General features: G+C 60.9%; 17 protein-coding genes. 5 read left to right on the top strand and 12 right to left on the bottom strand.

Features of this window, described 5'->3' with window-relative positions; genetic code table 11:
• Positions 1-50 precede the first annotated feature (50 nt).
• From ilvD to OC605_RS06275, 6 genes are all read right to left on the bottom strand, one after another.
• The gene (gene ilvD / locus OC605_RS06300) at positions 51-1,892 is read right to left on the bottom strand and encodes a dihydroxy-acid dehydratase (protein WP_262136520.1); all 1,842 of its coding nucleotides are present in this window, start codon (positions 1,890-1,892) and stop codon (positions 51-53) included.
• 256 nt (positions 1,893-2,148) lie between these two features.
• Positions 2,149-3,381: an MFS transporter gene (locus OC605_RS06295; protein WP_186569327.1), complete on the bottom strand. Its 1,233-nt coding sequence runs from the start codon at positions 3,379-3,381 to the stop codon at positions 2,149-2,151.
• On the bottom strand, positions 3,374-4,351 hold the full coding sequence (locus OC605_RS06290) for a diiron oxygenase (RefSeq protein WP_122698603.1): 978 nt from the start codon (positions 4,349-4,351) through the stop codon (positions 3,374-3,376). The genes OC605_RS06295 and OC605_RS06290 overlap by 8 nt, the downstream gene beginning before the upstream one ends.
• On the bottom strand, positions 4,348-5,421 hold the full coding sequence (locus tag OC605_RS06285; protein ID WP_262136519.1) for a SagB/ThcOx family dehydrogenase: 1,074 nt from the start codon (positions 5,419-5,421) through the stop codon (positions 4,348-4,350). The genes OC605_RS06290 and OC605_RS06285 overlap by 4 nt, the downstream gene beginning before the upstream one ends.
• A 450-nt stretch (positions 5,422-5,871) precedes the next feature.
• Complete coding sequence (locus OC605_RS06280; protein ID WP_016772700.1) at positions 5,872-7,068, bottom strand: class I SAM-dependent rRNA methyltransferase; 1,197 nt, start codon at positions 7,066-7,068, stop codon at positions 5,872-5,874.
• A 163-nt stretch (positions 7,069-7,231) separates the two neighbouring features.
• Positions 7,232-7,771, bottom strand: a complete 540-nt coding sequence (locus OC605_RS06275; RefSeq protein ID WP_039757526.1) for a type 1 glutamine amidotransferase domain-containing protein — start codon at positions 7,769-7,771, stop codon at positions 7,232-7,234.
• 228 nt (positions 7,772-7,999) lie between these two features.
• Here OC605_RS06275 and OC605_RS06270 point away from each other — a divergent pair, with 228 nt between their 5' ends.
• Genes OC605_RS06270 through OC605_RS06260 form a run of 3 tightly spaced genes read left to right on the top strand, consistent with a single transcriptional unit; the run spans position 8,000 to position 10,017 of the window.
• Positions 8,000-8,812 (top strand): HDOD domain-containing protein, encoded by an 813-nt coding sequence (locus OC605_RS06270; protein WP_160769650.1) that lies wholly within the window; start codon positions 8,000-8,002, stop codon positions 8,810-8,812.
• Between the two features lie 12 nt (positions 8,813-8,824).
• A complete protein-coding gene (gene mutM, locus OC605_RS06265) occupies positions 8,825-9,637 on the top strand; it encodes a bifunctional DNA-formamidopyrimidine glycosylase/DNA-(apurinic or apyrimidinic site) lyase (RefSeq protein WP_016772703.1) in 813 nt (270 codons plus the stop codon).
• Positions 9,638-9,693: 56 nt separating this feature from the next.
• Positions 9,694-10,017: a multidrug transporter gene (locus tag OC605_RS06260; protein ID WP_262136518.1), complete on the top strand. Its 324-nt coding sequence runs from the start codon at positions 9,694-9,696 to the stop codon at positions 10,015-10,017.
• A gap of 125 nt (positions 10,018-10,142) precedes the next feature.
• Here OC605_RS06260 and OC605_RS06255 read toward each other — a convergent pair whose 3' ends face one another.
• The 5 genes from OC605_RS06255 to OC605_RS06235 form a co-directional block, all read right to left on the bottom strand.
• Positions 10,143-10,394 (bottom strand): YfhL family 4Fe-4S dicluster ferredoxin, encoded by a 252-nt coding sequence (locus tag OC605_RS06255; protein ID WP_003195146.1) that lies wholly within the window; start codon positions 10,392-10,394, stop codon positions 10,143-10,145.
• 148 nt (positions 10,395-10,542) lie between these two features.
• Positions 10,543-11,022 (bottom strand): pantetheine-phosphate adenylyltransferase, encoded by a 480-nt coding sequence (gene coaD / locus OC605_RS06250; protein WP_003229157.1) that lies wholly within the window; start codon positions 11,020-11,022, stop codon positions 10,543-10,545.
• Positions 11,023-11,137: 115 nt separating this feature from the next.
• Positions 11,138-12,733, bottom strand: a complete 1,596-nt coding sequence (locus OC605_RS06245) for a GMC family oxidoreductase (protein ID WP_110644440.1) — start codon at positions 12,731-12,733, stop codon at positions 11,138-11,140.
• Positions 12,734-12,863: 130 nt separating this feature from the next.
• Positions 12,864-13,409, bottom strand: coding sequence for a twin-arginine translocation pathway signal protein (locus tag OC605_RS06240; protein ID WP_122612356.1), 546 nt, complete (start codon positions 13,407-13,409; stop codon positions 12,864-12,866).
• Between the two features lie 29 nt (positions 13,410-13,438).
• Positions 13,439-14,869, bottom strand: a complete 1,431-nt coding sequence (locus tag OC605_RS06235; protein WP_262136517.1) for a coniferyl aldehyde dehydrogenase — start codon at positions 14,867-14,869, stop codon at positions 13,439-13,441.
• A 147-nt stretch (positions 14,870-15,016) separates the two neighbouring features.
• On the opposite strand from OC605_RS06235, the gene OC605_RS06230 reads away from it, so the two are divergent.
• Together OC605_RS06230 and OC605_RS06225 are read left to right on the top strand one after the other, a co-directional pair.
• Positions 15,017-15,688, top strand: coding sequence for a TetR/AcrR family transcriptional regulator (locus OC605_RS06230; protein ID WP_016772708.1), 672 nt, complete (start codon positions 15,017-15,019; stop codon positions 15,686-15,688).
• A 31-nt stretch (positions 15,689-15,719) separates the two neighbouring features.
• On the top strand, positions 15,720-16,574 hold the full coding sequence (locus OC605_RS06225) for a sulfurtransferase (protein ID WP_024014673.1): 855 nt from the start codon (positions 15,720-15,722) through the stop codon (positions 16,572-16,574).
• Between the two features lie 57 nt (positions 16,575-16,631).
• On the opposite strand, the gene OC605_RS06220 is transcribed toward OC605_RS06225, so the two are convergent.
• The gene (locus tag OC605_RS06220) at positions 16,632-17,627 is read right to left on the bottom strand and encodes a hydrolase (RefSeq protein ID WP_262136516.1); all 996 of its coding nucleotides are present in this window, start codon (positions 17,625-17,627) and stop codon (positions 16,632-16,634) included.
• Positions 17,628-17,670: the final 43 nt, after the last annotated feature.

Raw genomic sequence — 17,670 nt, 5'->3', positions numbered from 1 at the left:
AAAAATGCCCCGCACGTTGGCGGGGCATTTTTGTTTCTGCACCTGGACGCTTACAGCCCGTCGAGCATCGCCTTGTTGCGCACAGCACCCTTGTCGGCACTGGTCGCCAGCAGGGCGTAGGCCTTGAGCGCGGTGGTCACTTTGCGTGGGCGCACTTCAACCGGTTTCCAGCCTTTCTTGTCCTGCTCGGCGCGGCGTGCCGCCAGTTCTTCGTCGCTGACCAACAGGTTGATCGAGCGGTTCGGAATGTCGATCAGCACCTTGTCGCCATCCTGCACCAGACCGATCGCGCCACCGGCCGCAGCTTCTGGCGAAGCGTGACCGATCGACAGGCCGGAAGTGCCGCCGGAGAAACGCCCGTCGGTGAGCAGCGCGCAGGCTTTGCCCAGACCTTTGGATTTCAGGTAGGACGTCGGGTAGAGCATTTCCTGCATGCCAGGGCCGCCTTTCGGACCTTCGTAGCGAATGATGACGATGTCGCCTTCCTTCACTTCGTCAGCGAGGATGCCGCGCACGGCGCTGTCCTGGCTTTCGAAAATCTTCGCGTTGCCTTCGAAGACGTGGATTGACTCATCAACCCCGGCGGTTTTCACCACGCAGCCGTCCTGCGCGATATTGCCGTACAGCACGGCGAGGCCGCCTTCTTTCGAATAGGCGTGCTCGAAGCTGCGGATGCAGCCGTTTTCACGGTCGTCGTCGAGGGTTTCCCAGCGGGTCGACTGGCTGAACGCGGTCTGGGTCGGAATGCCCGCCGGACCTGCCTTGAAGAAGTGATGCACGGCTTCGTCGCTGGTCTGGGTGATGTCCCACTTGGCGATGGCTTCTTCCATGCTGCGACTGTGCACGGTCGGCAGGTCGGTGTGCAGCAGGCCGCCACGGGCCAGCGAACCGAGGATGCTGAAAATGCCGCCGGCGCGGTGCACGTCTTCCATGTGGTACTTCTGGATGTTCGGCGCGACTTTGCACAGCTGCGGCACGCTGCGCGAGAGACGGTCGATGTCGCGCAGGTCGAAATCGATCTCGGCTTCCTGGGCAGCTGCGAGCAAGTGCAGGATGGTGTTGGTCGAACCGCCCATGGCGATGTCGAGCATCATCGCGTTTTCGAACGCCTTGAAGTTGGCGATGTTGCGCGGCAGCACGGAGTCATCGTCCTCGCCGTAGTAACGCTTGCACAGCTCGACGATGGTGCGACCGGCCTGGAGGAACAGCTGTTCGCGGTCGCTGTGGGTGGCCAGAGTCGAACCGTTGCCCGGCAAGGCCAGACCCAGTGCTTCAGTCAGGCAGTTCATCGAGTTGGCGGTGAACATGCCGGAGCACGAACCGCAGGTCGGGCAGGCGCTACGCTCGTACTCGGCGACTTTCTCGTCAGAAGCGCTGGAGTCGGCGGCGATCACCATGGCGTCGACGAGGTCGAGGCCGTGGGAAGCGAGTTTGGTCTTGCCCGCTTCCATCGGACCACCGGAAACGAAAATCACCGGGATGTTCAGGCGCAGCGCGGCCATCAGCATGCCCGGGGTGATCTTGTCGCAGTTGGAAATGCACACGATGGCGTCGGCGCAGTGGGCATTGACCATGTACTCGACGGAGTCGGCGATGATCTCGCGACTCGGCAGCGAATACAGCATGCCGTCGTGGCCCATGGCGATGCCGTCATCGACAGCAATGGTGTTGAATTCCTTGGCCACGCCACCGGCGCGTTCGATTTCGCGGGCGACCAGTTGACCCAGGTCCTTCAGGTGCACATGCCCCGGGACAAACTGGGTGAACGAGTTGGCAATGGCGATGATCGGCTTCTTGAAGTCGTCATCTTTCATGCCGGTGGCGCGCCACAGTGCGCGGGCGCCGGCCATGTTGCGGCCGTGGGTGGATGTTTTCGAGCGGTAATCTGGCATGGAGCACTCCGGGCGGCTAATCACGTACTAAAGGGGAGTGAGCTTCTGTTGACCTCTGAAACACCCGAAAAATGGCCGTGTGTCCGGAAGCTGCCGATGACGTTGCGGGATCGCCGCTGGTCTCAGCCTGAGCTCATAAACCCGCCGGGGATGAATGGCGATGAATGAGGCGATTCTACACCGCTGGCGTCGCGAGGGAATGGCGCAAAGCGTTGTTCCCCCGTTGAAGAGGCACGCGGGATGACGACTGGCAGGATCAGTGGTCGCCTCCCGGCATCACCGGATTGCTGCGCAGGTTGCTGACGCGACGGCCAATCACGCTGTTGAGCAACAGCGATACGCCGCTCAACACCACGAAGCCGTAACCCAGTGTCGCTTGCAGGTTGGCCGGGCCAAGGCTGATCAAGGCGCTGACCAGCCCGCCACAGATAAAGATGATGGTGCTGCCGGCGGACGCCGATGCGCCGGCGTTTTCGGCAAACAGGCTCATGGCGCGTGAGGTAGCCGGCGGGCGTGAAATGGTCGTGCCTACCGTGCAGATCAGCATCGGAATCAGCACAGTCGCCGCTGACAGATCATGACTGGCCGCCAGATAGAGCATCACCAGCCCCGAGAGCAGGATCAGACTCAGCCCGGTGAAAATCTGCTGTTGCGCATTGATATGCCGATTCAGCACGCTGGCGAACAGGCCGCCAAAGACATAGGCGGCGCCGTAGATCAGCAGGATCAAAGCGAAATCGTAAGGTGCCATCTGCAGCTGCTCCATGAAGATCAGCGGGGAAATGACAATGAAGGAAAAGTGGCAGGCGAAAGCGAAGGCGGAAATCAGCCAGCAGCCGACGAATTCGAAATTGCTCAGCACCAACCTGTAGGGCTTTATGAAACCCACGTGTGGCCCATTCTGAACGGGCCGGCTGTTATCGAGCAGCCGCCACGTCTTCACCAGAACCACGGCGGCCAGGGCGATGAACACCCAGAAACTGCCGCGCCAGCCGAGCGTGGCCTGCAGAAACGTGCCCGCCAATGGTGATACCGAGATGAAGATGCCCGTGGCGGTGACCATCAGGATCCGCAGGCGATCACGCTCGTTGCCTTCGAACAGATCCTGCACCAGTGCCTGGGACAGCACGAAGCAACCGCATCCCAGCGCCTGCATCACCCGGAAAATCAGGAACAGCGTGTAGTCATTGCTCAGCACGCAGCCCAGTGCGCCGAGCAGCGACACGCTCATGCCCGCGAGCAGCAGACCTTTGCGGCCGATCACATCGGACAACGGGCCGATCAACAACTGGGCAAATGCGATGCCCACGGCAAACAGACTGATCGACAGCGCGATGTCGTTTGACGATCGGCCAAAGTGGGCTGCCAATGCCGGAAAGGAAGGCAGCAGCACATCCAGCGGAAACACGCCAAGCAGGATCATCGCCAGCAGCAGGCTGATTGCTCCGCGCTGTTGTCGGCGGGTGGTTGCACGGCTGTGTTTATCCATCGATCAATCCTGCTTTGGCGAAGAGTGTCTGGTTATGGGGCAATGCAAAGAAGCCGGCCTTGTGCAGGGCCTCCACAGTAGGTTTGCAGCCAGCGCGTGCACGAGCGCGGTTGGCCTGCACCGTTACCGTGCTGCCGACAATCTCCATCACGTCGATCTCGGCAATACCGGCCGAACGCAGGCTTTGTTGCAGCCAGCTTTCATCTGCTTCGAAGAAGATGGAAATGATCTCCACGAGGGTCTTGCTGGCGAACAGGCGCTGACGACTGTTCATCGCAATCCAGAAGTAATGGAAGGCTTCGGCGAAATACCGGCTGTGCCGGGCTTCGTCGGCAAGGTGATCACGCAGCATGTCGTTCACGCTGGACACCAGCGTGTCGCGGCACACTTCCAGCAATTCACGGGCAATGATGGTTTCCGAGACAAACCCGAGCAGGAACCAGGCCAGAGCGCGGTTTTTCTCTGGTGTCCGCGCGATCAAGGCGTTCATGCGGCTGATCCGTCTCGGAATGACCGGACGCCGGGTGATGCTGTAATACGCAGCGATCTGCTCGGCAATCTGGTTGGAAAACAGCGCGTGGTAGCCCTCGTCGGTATACAGCTGAAGTGCTGCATGCTTCATCGGTAACGGTATGTAGATGGGCAGTTCGCGGTGCGCGATGACTTCCACCGCGCGGTTGACGATGCGGTGTTCAAGCAGGGTGGTGTAGTCGAGGAAATACACCAGATGATTGGCGGTGAGGCGGTGCAGGGTTTCGCGACCCTTGGCCTGGATGGCCGGATGCGCCAGATAGGGCACAAAGGCCGGGGGGAACCAGTAGCGGGTTTGCAATTGCTGCTCGACATCGCCCGGTAACCGGTAGTCATGGGTACTGCTGCGTACCGATGCACGGCTCTCCCAGTCTGGAAGCGTGAATTTCAGCGACCATGACACCGGGGCTTCGCTCTCGTCCATCGCCGTGGGAATCATGACTGTGCTCCGCTGAGCAGATCACGCATTTCCTGGCACATGGTGTAACCATCGCTTTCGCCGCAACCGACAAAGAACAACGGTTGCTCGGCGCTGCCCGCGATGCCGAGCAGGGTTTCAACCTGTGCGTCGGCAAATGCGCCGGTCAGCCAGGTGTTCAGCCCCAGCGTTGTTGCTACCAGTTGAAAGGTTTGCGATAGATGACCGGCCTCGATGAATGCCATGCGATAGGCGCGCGAGTGTTCGTACTTCCACCAGAGACGATCAAACCTGGCGGTGATGAACACGCCCAGCGGCAGGTTGTTGATGAAGTGCTGGCCGCCGAGCAATTGGCCCAGTTCCGGATCCGGCAGCGCATTGATCCGACTCAGAGCATGTTCGGCAGGGTGGTAGGCGTAGATGCCGGTTTCCAGCCCGCTGACATTTTGCGCCAGGACAAATCCCTCACAGGCGTTCAATCCGCCGCCGGACGGGCAGCTCCGGCGGGCTTCGAGACCCGGCGCGACCGGATCGGCGTGGGCGTCTGCGCGCGGGGGAAGATAGCCGAGGGTCAGATACAGCAGCGTGCCGACCTCGTTCAGTGTCACCGCGGCACCGGTGTAGGAACGACAGGTTTTGCGCCTCATCAAGGCCTGAGTCAGGCTGTCATCATTAATGGCGCCCGGTACGGGCAGGGTAATCAAGGGCTGCACTGATCGCGGCGCCGGGGTGTTCGCAGGTTCCGGCTTTGCCAGCACTTCGCTGCAGTGCGCCAGATATTGCCTGGACCACTCGTGGATATTCCGAGGCGTATGTGCGCAAGGTATATTTTGTGTGCCGATGTGATAGATCTTCGATAGTTCATCCCAGCCCCAATCCGGGCTGTCTATTTTTGAAGTTGTTAGAATGCCTGCGTTCAGAAGTTGTCTGTCTATTATGTTGTTGGGGTCAAATATATCAGGGTTGTGTATAAGGCTGGCGAGGCGATGGGAGTATTCAAGATCAAGTTCATGTTGAGTATGGTTCTTGTAGTTCCAGACAACTTGTCCGGGCGGGCGCGGCAATATAAAAAGAAAAGGATTGATATACATGGGTTCAGATCACTCAGGAAAAGTCTGATGGACGCCAGAGTGCCGGCACTCTCCAGCGTCCAGGCTACTTAGCGGCCGGTGGCTGCAACCAGAAAGGCCAGGTTGGCGAGTTTGTCTGTTTCGAGATAAATGGTTTTCATGATGTGAACTCCTTGTTTGTTGGTAGTTGAGTCGCTTCGTTGCGACAACTTCATATTAGTTTGTAATCGGATATTGGCAAGCGGATATTAAGTAGGAATATTCCAGTAATTTTGTCGGAGTGATCTTTTGCAAGCGCCTTATTGTGTAGGTTTAATTTCCATGATTGACGGGCGTGACGAAACTTCCTGCAAGGCAGCGAGAAAGAAGTTGTAGGAAGAGGGCAGGGCACTCATGTCGAGTGTAAAAACTGGGGGAGGGAGGGCGCAAAAAAAACGGGGAGCTCAGTGGCTCCCCGGTGTTCAAGCGCAATCAGCTGTTGGGCAGCAGACGGCAGGTGATGCTTTTGATGTAGCGGGTTTCAGCGATGGCCGGATGTACCGGATGATCCGGGCCCTGACCGCCACGCTCGAGCATCTGGATGTTGCGGTCCAGATGACGGGCGCTGGTCAGCAGGATGTTCTGCAGATCGTCTTCCGGCAGGTGCATGGAGCACGAAGCACTGACCAGAATGCCGTCCTTGGTCAGCAGGCGCATGGCTTGCTCGTTGAGACGACGGTAGGCGCCTTCGCCGTTCTTCATGTCTTTCTTGCGTTTGATGAAGGCCGGCGGATCGGCAACGATCACGTCGAAGCGCTCTTCGCTGGCTTTGAGTTCCTTCAACGCTTCGAAGACGTCGCCTTCGATGCAGGTCATCTTGTCAGCGAAGCCGTTCAGCGCGGCGTTGCGCTCGACACCGTCGAGGGCGAATGCAGAGGCGTCGACGCAGAACACTTCGCTGGCGCCGAACGCAGCGGCCTGCACGCCCCAGCCACCGATGTAGCTATAGAGATCAAGTACGCGTTTGCCCTTGGCGTAAGGTGCCAGGCGCGCGCGGTTCATACGGTGATCGTAGAACCAGCCGGTTTTCTGCCCTTGGATGACCGGCGCTTCGAACTTGACGCCGTTTTCTTCCAGCGCGACCCATTCCGGTACCAGACCGAACACGGTTTCGACGTAGCGGTTGAGGCCTTCGGCGTCGCGGGCGGCGGAGTCGTTCTTGAACAGGATGCCGCTTGGCTTGAGCACCTGGGTCAACGCGGCGATCACGTCGTCTTTATGCGCTTCCATGGTCGCCGAGGCGATCTGCACCACAAGGATGTCGCCGAAACGATCGACCACCAGACCCGGCAAGAGGTCGGAGTCGCCGTAGACCAGACGATAGAACGGCTTGTCGAACAGACGCTCGCGCAACGACAGTGCGACATTCAGGCGATGCACCAGCAGCGACTTGTCGAGTGCCAGTTTGATGTCGCGAGACAGCAGACGCGCGCAGATCAGGTTGTTCGGGCTCATGGCGACGATGCCCAACGGCTTGCCGCCAGCGGCTTCGAGCACCGCCTGATCGCCGGCCTTGAAGCCGTGCAGAGGCGTGGCGGCCACGTCGATTTCGTTGCTGTAGACCCACAAGTGGCCGTTGCGCAGGCGACGGTCGGCGTTGGCTTTGAGGCGCAGGCTAGGCAGGGACATGACGTCGCTCCGGAAAAAAGAGCGGGAGTATAGCGTGTTGAGGTTTGCGCAGGGCTGAGGATGCGATGAAACGCTGATGATGCCTTCGCGGGCAAGCTCGCTCCCACACTTGGAATGCATTCACCTGTGGGAGTGAGCCTGCTCGCGAAAGCGATTTCAGCTCTTACGCAGCCAATGCGTCAATCAGGGCCTGACTGAACGCCGGCACATCATCCGGCTGGCGGCTGCTGATCAGGTTGCCGTCCTTGACCACTTCCTGGTCGACCCAGTTGACCCCGGCATTGACCAGATCGTCCTTGACCGTTTTGTAGCTGGTCATGGTCTTGCCATTGACCAGTCCTGCCGAGATCAGCAACCAGCTGCCGTGGCAGATCACGGCAATCGGCTTGCCCGCCGAAGCGGCAGTCTTGACCAGATGCTGAGCATCCTGATCGATACGGATGGTGTCGGAATTCTGCACACCGCCGGGCAGCAGCACGGCATCGTATTGATCGATGCTCACGGCCTGGAAGGTGTTGGCGACCGGAAAGTCGTCCGCCGGTTTGTCATGGTTCCAGCCTTTGACGGTGCCGGCCTCGGCCGAGAGGATATCGACCTGCACGCCGGCCTGCTCGAGGGCATCCTTGGGGCCGGTCATTTCGACCTGTTCGAAACCATCGGTAACCAAAATAGCGACGCGTTTGCCATTGAGGGAAGTTGCCATCGGTAAGCTCCTGAGTCTGTGGAGATTTTGCCTTCGCAGCGAACCGTTGAGGTCCGATGCGCCCTACAGATTCCGAAGCCTGGGCACAGATGAAAGTTCCGGCGATGTGCCCATCGGTGTGTCGCCCTGCGGTTTCAGCGGTTAGAATCGCCGCCTGCCCCGGAGTGTGTACTTATGTCCCAAGAGCTGACCACCGAACAGATTCAACAATCGCTGCAAGGCATCAGTGTGCCGGCGCAACCGCAGATCATGGTGGATCTGCAAATGGAGCAGTACATGCCCGACCCGGACCTGGAGGTGATCGCCAAACTGATCTCCCAGGACCCCGGTCTGTCCGGCGCGCTGCTGAAAATCGTCAACTCGCCGTATTACGGCCTGAGCAACAAGATCACCTCGATTCAGCGTGCGGTGAACCTGTTGGGCAGCCGCTCGATCATCAACCTGATCAACGCGCAGTCGATCAAGGGCGAGATGAACGATGACACCATCGTCACCCTCAACCGTTTCTGGGACACCGCGCAGGATGTGGCGATGACCTGCCTGACCCTGGCCAAGCGCATCGGCACCCAGGCCGGTGACGAAGCCTATGCGTTGGGCCTGTTCCACGATTGCGGCGTGCCATTGATGCTGCAGCGTTTCCCCAATTACATGACCGTGCTGGAAGAGGCCTACGCCAGCGCCAGCCCGGAATGCCGCGTGGTCGATACGGAAAATCGTGTGTTCAACACCAACCACGCCGTGGTCGGCTACTACACCGCCAAGTCCTGGCGCCTGCCGGAGCATGTCAGCGCCGCCATTGCCAATCACCACAATGCGCTGGCGATTTTCAGCGACGAATCGTCGAAGAACAGCCAACTGAAAAACTTGCTGGCGATTCTGAAAATGGCCGAGCACATCTGCGCCTCTTATCGCGTGCTGGGCAACCAGAGCGAGGATTTCGAGTGGAGCGCGGTGGGCCCGCTGGTGCTCGATTACGTCGGTCTGTCGGACTACGACTTCGAAACACTCAAACAAACGATTCGCGACCTCGGCGCGCATTGATCCGAGGACACCATGCCTGAACTGCCGGAAGTCGAAACCACCCGTCGCGGGATCGCCCCGCACCTGGAAGGCCAGCGTGTCAGCCGGGTCATCGTCCGTGACCGGCGCCTGCGCTGGCCGATCCCCGAAGACCTCGATGTGCGCCTGTCCGGGCAGCGCATCGTGCTGGTCGAGCGGCGCGCCAAATACCTGTTGATCAACGCCGAGATCGGCACGCTGATCAGCCATTTGGGCATGTCGGGCAATCTGCGTCTGGTGGAGGCCGGGTTGCCGGCGTTGAAGCACGAGCACGTCGATATCGAACTGGAATCGGGACTGGCCCTGCGCTACACCGATCCGCGACGCTTCGGCGCGATGCTGTGGAGCAACGACCCGCTCAATCACGAGTTGCTGATTCGCCTCGGGCCGGAGCCGCTGACCGATCTGTTCGATGGCGAGCGCCTGTTCCAGCTGTCACGCGGGCGCTCGATGGCGGTCAAGCCGTTCATCATGGACAACGCAGTGGTGGTCGGGGTCGGCAATATCTACGCGACCGAAGCGCTGTTCGCCGCCGGCATCGACCCGCGCCGCGAAGCCGGAGGCATTTCTCGCGGGCGTTACTTGAAACTGGCGATCGAGATCAAACGCATCCTCGCCGCCGCCATCGAGCGTGGCGGTACGACGTTGCGCGATTTCATTGGCGGAGACGGTCAGCCGGGCTATTTCCAGCAGGAACTGTTTGTCTACGGCCGCGGTGGTCAGCATTGCAAGGTCTGCGGCACCGGCCTGCGCGAAGTGAAGCTGGGCCAGCGCGCCAGCGTGTTTTGCCCGCGCTGCCAGACCTGAAAAAATCCTTCGGTCTATAGTGAGAAGTCTCACTGCGCAGCCCGAAGGATCGTGCCATGAAAGTCCTGCAAGTCTTCTTCGTCACGCTGCTGTTGTGTTCCAGCCTGGCCGTTCAGGCCTCGGAAACCGGCAGCGGTGATCCGCGTTACACCATCCAGAATCCCCCGGCCTACGCCATGCTTGGCGACCTGTTGATTGCCCGACCTTTGCTGGTGGTGGCCACGGTGATCGGTGCGGGAGCGTTTGTGGTGTCGTTGCCGTTTACCGCACTGGGCGGCGGTGTTGGCGATGCCGGTCAGGCGCTGGTGGTTGACCCGGCGAAAGCGGCGTTTGTGCGGTGTCTGGGGTGTACAGGGGAGGGGGTTGAGCAGCGCGAGTGAGCTGATCGGGTTTCAGTGGTGTGGCTGATGGCCCATTCGCGAGCAGGCTCGCTCCCACAGGGGAATGCATTGCAAATGTGGGAGCGAGCCTGCTCGCGAAGAGGGCGGTACAGGCGCTGAAGTGATCAGGCCTTGCCGGTGATCTTGCGGTACTTCTCCATCAACTGTTCTTCAGTCTCCGGATGGGCTTCGTCCAGTGGAATGCAATCCACCGGGCAGACCTGCTGGCACTGCGGTTCGTCGTAGTGGCCGACGCACTGGGTGCACAGGTTCGGGTCGATCACGTAGATCTCTTCACCTTGGGAAATGGCGGCGTTCGGGCACTCGGGTTCGCAGACGTCGCAGTTGATGCAATCGTCGGTGATGATCAGGGACATGCTAACTCCAGCCGGGGCGGCAGGCCCGGGCGCTATAAATCAATGCGCGCAATTGTGCCGCATTGGCGCTCGCAGTGCACGCGGGGGCGATCAAGGGCACTCTTTGGCTGCGATCCAAAAACGAAAGGATCGCAGCCTGCGGCAGTTCCTATTTCTTGAAGCGCAGGGTCAGCGCGTCGGCCACGGCCGGGTGGACGAACTTGCTGATATCGCCGCCCAGCGCGGCAATCTCCCGCACCAGCGTCGAGGAAATGAACGAATAACGCTCCGACGGCGTGAGAAACAGGCTCTCCACATCCGGCGCCAGTTGGCGGTTCATGTTGGCCAGCTGGAATTCGTATTCGAAGTCCGACACCGCGCGCAGACCACGCAAGAACACATTGGCGTTCTGCTCTTTGGCGAAATGCGCGAGCAGCGTCGAGAAACCGACCACTTCCACGTTCGGCAGGTGTTTGGTGACCTCGCGAGCCAGTTCGACCCGTTGTTCCAGCGGGAACAGCGGGTTCTTTTTCGGGCTGGCGGCGACCGCGATGATCACGTGATCGAACAGGCGCGAGGCGCGTTCGACCAGATCGCCATGGCCCTTGGTAATAGGGTCGAAGGTACCTGGGTACAACACTCGGTTCATCGCGTCGTCCTGGCGGGAGTCCGTTGGGGAGTCGGATGGTATCGCAGCCTTCCCGGTCGGCCAAGTCGCCTGTTGGGTAAGAAAGCACTATAGACGATAGGAATATTCTGCTTTTTCATGGATTTTTCAGCCGATCAGCCAAGGCTGTCGCCAATTGCGCGGTCAGGCCATACACCGACAGCTGCGGGTTGGCGCCGATGCTGGTGGGGAACAGCGAGCCGTCGTGAATCGACAGATTGCGCAGTTGATGATGGCGACCGAGGCTGTCAGCGACCGCGCTTTGCGGATCTTCACCCATCGCACAACCACCCATCACATGGGCGCTACCGAGTCGCGTGCGGTACAGCTCCAGGCTCAGTCCATCGATCATTGAGCGCGCCTCGGCCAGTGTCTTCACATAGCGGCCGTCGGCGTGCATCGGCATCACCGATTGCGCGCCGCCGGCGAACTGAATTTCAGCCATGACGTGAAAGGCCCGGCGCAAACCGTCCCAGGCGTACTGCGAAACCTGATAGTCGAGCACTGGCGAGCCATCACCGCGCAGCTCCACCGAGCCACCGCTGCTGTCCGGGTGGAAGCCATCGCGCAGCAGCGCCAGCATTGCGTGGGTGTGCGGCAGGTCGGCCATATGCTGCGCGTTTTCCTTGCCGAAACCGCCGAGCAGTGTGGCGGCCAGCGCCGGGTGCAGCGGTGGCACTTCAAGTTTGAACGCCATCGGCCCGGTGGTGCCATCCTTCCATTGAAAATGGTCGGAATAAATCGACTGCGGCGCGCCGTAGAACGGATTGACCACCTCGGCGAAACGCGCGGCGGACATGTTCACCGGATGTAGAAAGGTGCGCTTGCCCACGCGCTCATGCGGATCCGGTGCGTCGGAGCGCAGCAACAGCGCCGGGCTGTTGATGCCGCCGCCGGCCAGCACGTAATGCCGCGCCTTGACGGTGATGCTGCGCCCGGTCGGCTCGACGCAGCGCTCGTCCATCGCCACGCAATGCAGGCCGGTGACCTTGTCGCCACTGATCAGCAGTTTCTCCACCCGCGCCAGATACAGCAGCTCGCCGCCCTTTTCCAGCGTCGCCGGGATGGTCGTGACCATCATCGATTGCTTGGCGTTGCTCGGGCAGCCCATGCCGCAATAGCCAAGATTCCAGCAACCGCGAACGTTGCGAGGAATCACGTGCCAGCTGTAGCCGAGTTGCTCGCAGCCTTTGCGGATCACATCGTTGTTGGCATTGGGCGGCACCATCCACGGCGCGACGCCGAGGCGCTGCTCCATTTTTTCGAACCACGGCGCCATCTCTGCCGGACTATGGCCTTTGACGTTGTGCTCGCTGGCCCAGTGTTCGAGGGTCGGCTCGGGTGTGCGGAAGCTCGAGGTCCAGTTGATCAGCGTCGTGCCGCCGACCGCGCGGCCCTGCAGGATCGTGATCGCGCCGTCCTTGCTCATGCGCCCGATGCCTTCCTGGTAGAGGCTGCTGTAGGCCTCGTCTTCGAGCAGTTTGAAATCCGAACTGGTCTTCAGCGGGCCTTCTTCGATCAGCAGGACTTTGTAGCCGGCCGCGCTGAGGATCTCCGCCGTGGTGCCGCCGCCGGCGCCACTGCCGATGATCGCCACATCGGCTTCGAGGGTGAGGTCGTCGCTCAGTTGCGCGCCGTTGTAGGTTTTCCAGCCTCGGGCGAGGCCTTCGCGGAAGGGATCGGGTACGGGCATCGGTCAGGTTCTCTTTATTATTCTGGATGCTGAGGTGATGCAGCGGGCCCCTTCGCGAGCAGGCTCGCTCCCACAGGGACATGCGTTTCAATATGGGAGCGAGCCTGCTCGCGAAGGCCGCGCCCCGGTTTCAGACCTTAGGCGGCCCGGGATAACCGCAATGCGCCCAGGACTCGGCGCGGGTGTACCAGGCCATCATCACCATCTGCTGCAACGAGCTATGGCCCATGCGCAGCAAGCTCAGTGAGCTGTTCTCCCAGCGTTCAAGGAAGTGCCGCATCGCTTCAGGGCTGGCGTTTTCCCAACTGCCCCAGATGCCGGTGAGCGGGCCACGGGTCACGGCCATACCCAGCACATCGAACAGTTGCCGAGTGAGCTTGAGCATTTCCGGCGACACGTGATCAAGGCTGTAGTCCAGCGACTTCAGCGTGCCGTCGACCGCCGCGGGCATTTCCCCGGTGGCAACGGCGCCGTCGAGCATCACCGGGATCAGCGCACGCAGGAACAGTAGATCGCCGTCGCGCAAAACGACAAAGCCGTTGGCGCTGACGCTCGACGAGCAGCCAGTGAGGCTGGCGCCAAGGCCGGCGGTGGCGAGAAACGCGCTGGCGCCGAGGCTGAATTTCAGCAGGCCACGGCGCGACAGGGCAGGTGTTTCGGTCAGGCTTGGGTGCATTGTTGTTATTACCCGGCGTCGACGAACGTTTAGCGAATGAACAGCTTCTGAATCAGTTTCTGAATCGATCTGCCGTAGGGCGGGTAGATCAGCCGGGCCGCGTTGAAGCGCTGTTTGATCAGCACGCCCTTGGCCTTGCTGAAGGTCAGGAAACCTTCGTGGCCGTGGTAATGGCCCATGCCCGAGGGACCGATGCCACCGAAGGGCATGTCGTCCTGAGCCACATGCAACAAGGTGTCGTTCAGGCACACACCGCCGGAATGGGTCTCGTGCAGTACGCGATGCTGCTCGCGTTTGTCGTAGCCAAAGTAGTAAAGAGCCAGAGGACGAGGCCGCTGATTGATGTAAGCGAATGCCTGCTCCAGATCGCGGTAAGGCACGATCGGCAGCAACGGGCCGAAGATTTCGTCCTGCATTACGGTCATCTCATCGCTGACGTTGAGCAGCACGCTGTGCGGCATGCGTCGGCCCTGGCCTTGTTCGAACAGCGGGATCAGCAGCGCGCCCTTGCTGGTCGCGTCGCTGACGTATCCGTTCAGCCGGGCCAGTTGGCGTTCGTTGATGATTGCGGTGTAGTCGGCGTTGTCGGCCAGGGTCGGGTAGAAGCCTTTCACAGCCTGACGATAGGCCTCGACGAAAGCGCCAACGCGGTCTTCCGGCACCAGCACATAGTCAGGCGCGACGCAGGTCTGCCCGGCGTTGAGGGTCTTGCCGAAGGCGATGCGTTCGGCGGCGTCCTTGAGCGGTACGTCTGTGGAGACGATGGCCGGTGACTTGCCACCCAGTTCCAAGGTGACTGGCGTGAGGTTTTCCGCCGCCGCACGCATAACGTGCTTGCCGACGCTGGTGGAGCCGGTGAACAGCAGATGATCGAAAGGCAGGCGCGAGAACGCCACGCCGACGTCCGCCTCACCCAGCACCACGCAAACCAGGTCTTCGGGAAAGATCCGCGCGAGCAGGTCTTTGAGCAACAGCCCGGTCGCCGGGGTCGATTCGCTGAGCTTGAGCATCACCCGATTGCCCGCCGCCAGGGCGCCGACCATCGGCCCTACGGCCAGATACAGCGGGTAGTTCCACGGCACGATCACACCGACCACGCCCAGCGGCTGGTAAACCACCTTTGCCGAAGCAGGCTGGAACGCCATGCCAACCTTGCGCCGCGAGGGCTTCATCCAGTTTTTCAGGTGACGGCTGGCGTAGTGAATGCCGTGCAGGCTCGGCATCAGCTCGGCGAGCAGGGTTTCGTCGGCGCTGCGGTGACTGAAATCGGCGCTGATCGCGTCGATCAATGCCTGCCGCTCAGCACTGAGCAGATCGCGCAAAGCCTTGAGCCATTGCTGACGTTGCGCGGCCGGTGGCATCGGGTTGGCGGCGTACGCGGCCCGTTGTGCCTGGAACTGCCGATCAAGGGTTTCAAGAGGCTGTTGCAGCGTTTGCAGGTAGGCAATGTCGGCAGTCATCGCAGGCTCCGGATTTTATTGTAGTGGGCACTTTTTAGAGTCTAAGCTCTAGAAAGTCAAACGACTTACGCGCACGTCAGTGTTTTATCCATTTCCGGTTAGGTCGTAAGATGCGCCGTCTACGCACTCTGAATTAAAGCTCAAGCCATGGCCCCACGAATAAAAACCAGCGAGCGCATCGTTCAGAACAGCCTGGAGCTGTTCAATCAGCAGGGCGAGCGCAGCGTCAGCACCAACCACATCGCCGCGCACATGGAGATTTCTCCGGGCAACCTGTACTACCACTTCCCCAACAAGCAGGCGATCATCGCCGTGTTGTTCAGTGAGTACGAAGCCCTGGTGGACAGCTTTCTGCGTCCGCCTCAGGGCCGCCCGGCGACCGTCGAGGACAAGCGTTTCTATCTCAAGGAACTGCTTTCGGCCATGTGGCGCTACCGCTTTCTGCACCGCGACCTCGAGCATCTGCTCGACAGCGATGCGGAACTGGCCGCGCGTTATCGGCGTTTCTCCCAGCGCTGCGTGATCCAGGGGGCCGCAATCTACGAAGGTTTTGTCGCCGCCGGCATCCTGAAAATGGATCGCGTGCAGATCGAGTCGCTGACCCTCAACGCGTGGATCATCCTGACCTCGTGGGTGCGTTTTCTGTGCACCACGCGGGAAAACTCCAACCACCTCAGCGAACAGGCCGTGAAGCGTGGCGTGTATCAGGTGCTGGTGCTGGAAGCAGGGTTTGTTACCGATCAGGCGCGGGATGAAGTCAACGCACTGTTCGACGAGTTCTACGTGCCGCTGGCGCAGGCCCTTGAAGACGTGAAATAAACCGTTCAGCCGAATTCCACAGGAGCCCGTTATGTCGATTGCGCAGTTGATCAGCCCACAAGCACTGGACGCTCGCAAAGAGCAGCCGGGGCTGGTGATTCTCGATTGTCGTTTTGCCCTCGAAGATCCGGATTACGGTCAGCGCAGCTACGCCGAAGGGCACATTGCCGGAGCGAGTTTCGCCGATCTGGAACGGGATCTGAGCGGTAAAGTCGAGAAGGGCGTGACCGGGCGTCATCCGTTGCCCGAGCCGGCGGCGCTGATCGAACGCCTGCAAGCCTGGGGCATCAGCAACGACAGCGATGTGGTTCTGTATGACGACGGCCCGGGTGCATACGCGGCGCGGGCGTGGTGGTTGCTGGCTTGGCTGGGCAAGCGCGACGGCGTATTCATTCTCGATGGCGGGCTCAAAGCCTGGCACGCCGCCGGCCTGCCGCTGAGCCTGGATCCGCCGAGCGTGACGCCGGGCAGCTTCAGTGGTCAGCCGGACATGAGCCTGTTGCTCAGCGCCGAACAATTGCAGCAGCGCCTCGGCCAGCCAACCCTGACCCTGCTCGACGCCCGCGCCTTGCCGCGCTTCAAGGGCGAAATGGAACCGATCGATCCGGTCGCCGGACACATTCCCGGCGCGCAGTGCGCGGCGTTCACCGACAACCTCGGCAGTGATGGACGGTTTTTGCCGGCCGAGCAGCTCAAGCAGCGCTTTGCCGCGAAACTGGGCGATCGCTCACCGTCGGAACTGGTCGCCTACTGCGGCTCCGGGGTGACGGCGTGCCATAACCTGTTCGCACTGTGCCTGGCTGGCTATCCGCTGGGTGCGCTGTATGCCGGATCGTGGAGCGAGTGGATCAACGAACCGTCGCGCGGCATTGCCACCGGCGAATAACATCGCTGATCCCATGTGGGAGCGAGCAGGCTCACTCCTGCAAGGGACATGCGGCGCTCATTGACCGAGTGCGGCCAGCCATTGCGGGATACGCCGCTCCAGGTAATACCCGGGCCTGCGCACCGAGCCGCCGACGAAACCGACATGACCGCCACGCGCCTGCAATTCGAACCGGGTGCAGGCTGACAACTCGTCGGCTTGCGGCAGGCTGTGGGGAAATACGAACGGATCGTCCGCCGCCTGAATGATCAGCGTCGGCGTGCGGATCTCGCCGAGGTAGTAGCGGCTCGAGGCGCGGCGGTAATAATCCTCGGCATCATTGAAGCCATGCAATGGCGCGGTAACCCGGCCGTCGAAATCCCAAAACGTACGCATGTTTTCCAGCGAGCCGAGCGCGGCCAGTTTCGCCAGGCCGTCTTCGCGCCCGTCATGCTGGAACTGGCGCTGCTTGTTCCTGATGTAGGCGACCATCTCTCGCATGAAGTGCGCCTGATACACCCGCGAAAACCCCTGGCCGATACGATCGGCACATTGATCGAGACGGAACGGTACCGACACCGCCACCGCGCCGAGCACACCGCTGTTGCTGCCGGTTTCGCCCAGATGCTTAAGCAGCACATTACCGCCCAGCGAATAGCCGACCGCGTACAACGGCGCCAACGGTCGTTTCGCGCGCAGATGCTGGATGGCTTCGGCAAGGTCTTCGCTGGCGCCGGAGTGATAGCTGCGCGGCAACAGATTCGGCTCGCCGGAACAACCGCGCCAGTTCAGCGCGACGCTGGCCCAGCCCTGCTCGGCCAAGGCCTTTTGAATGCCCGCCACATAGGGCGAATTGGAAGAGCCGGTCAAACCGTGCAGCACCAGGACCAACGGCGCCTCGGCGCTGTGCGGGCCGTGCCAGTCGAGGTCGAGGAAGTCGCCGTCCTCGAGCCACAGGCGTTCGCGTTCGCGCTCGATGTGCACGGTCTTGCGCCACAGCGGCCCCCACAGGGTTTGCAGATGCGGATTGCCGAGGCCGAAGGCGGGGATGAAGCGTTCTGGCGAAGGGGGCACGATGATTCTCGATGGGCTTGTGGCGAGGAAGCTTGCCCCCTCG

The sequence above is a fragment of the Pseudomonas sp. Marseille-Q5117 genome (assembly GCF_946901175.1).
Classification (GTDB): domain Bacteria; phylum Pseudomonadota; class Gammaproteobacteria; order Pseudomonadales; family Pseudomonadaceae; genus Aquipseudomonas; species Aquipseudomonas iranensis.
The sequence above is the reverse complement of the archived record's forward strand: the minus strand, read 5'-3'. Positions and strand labels throughout refer to the sequence as shown.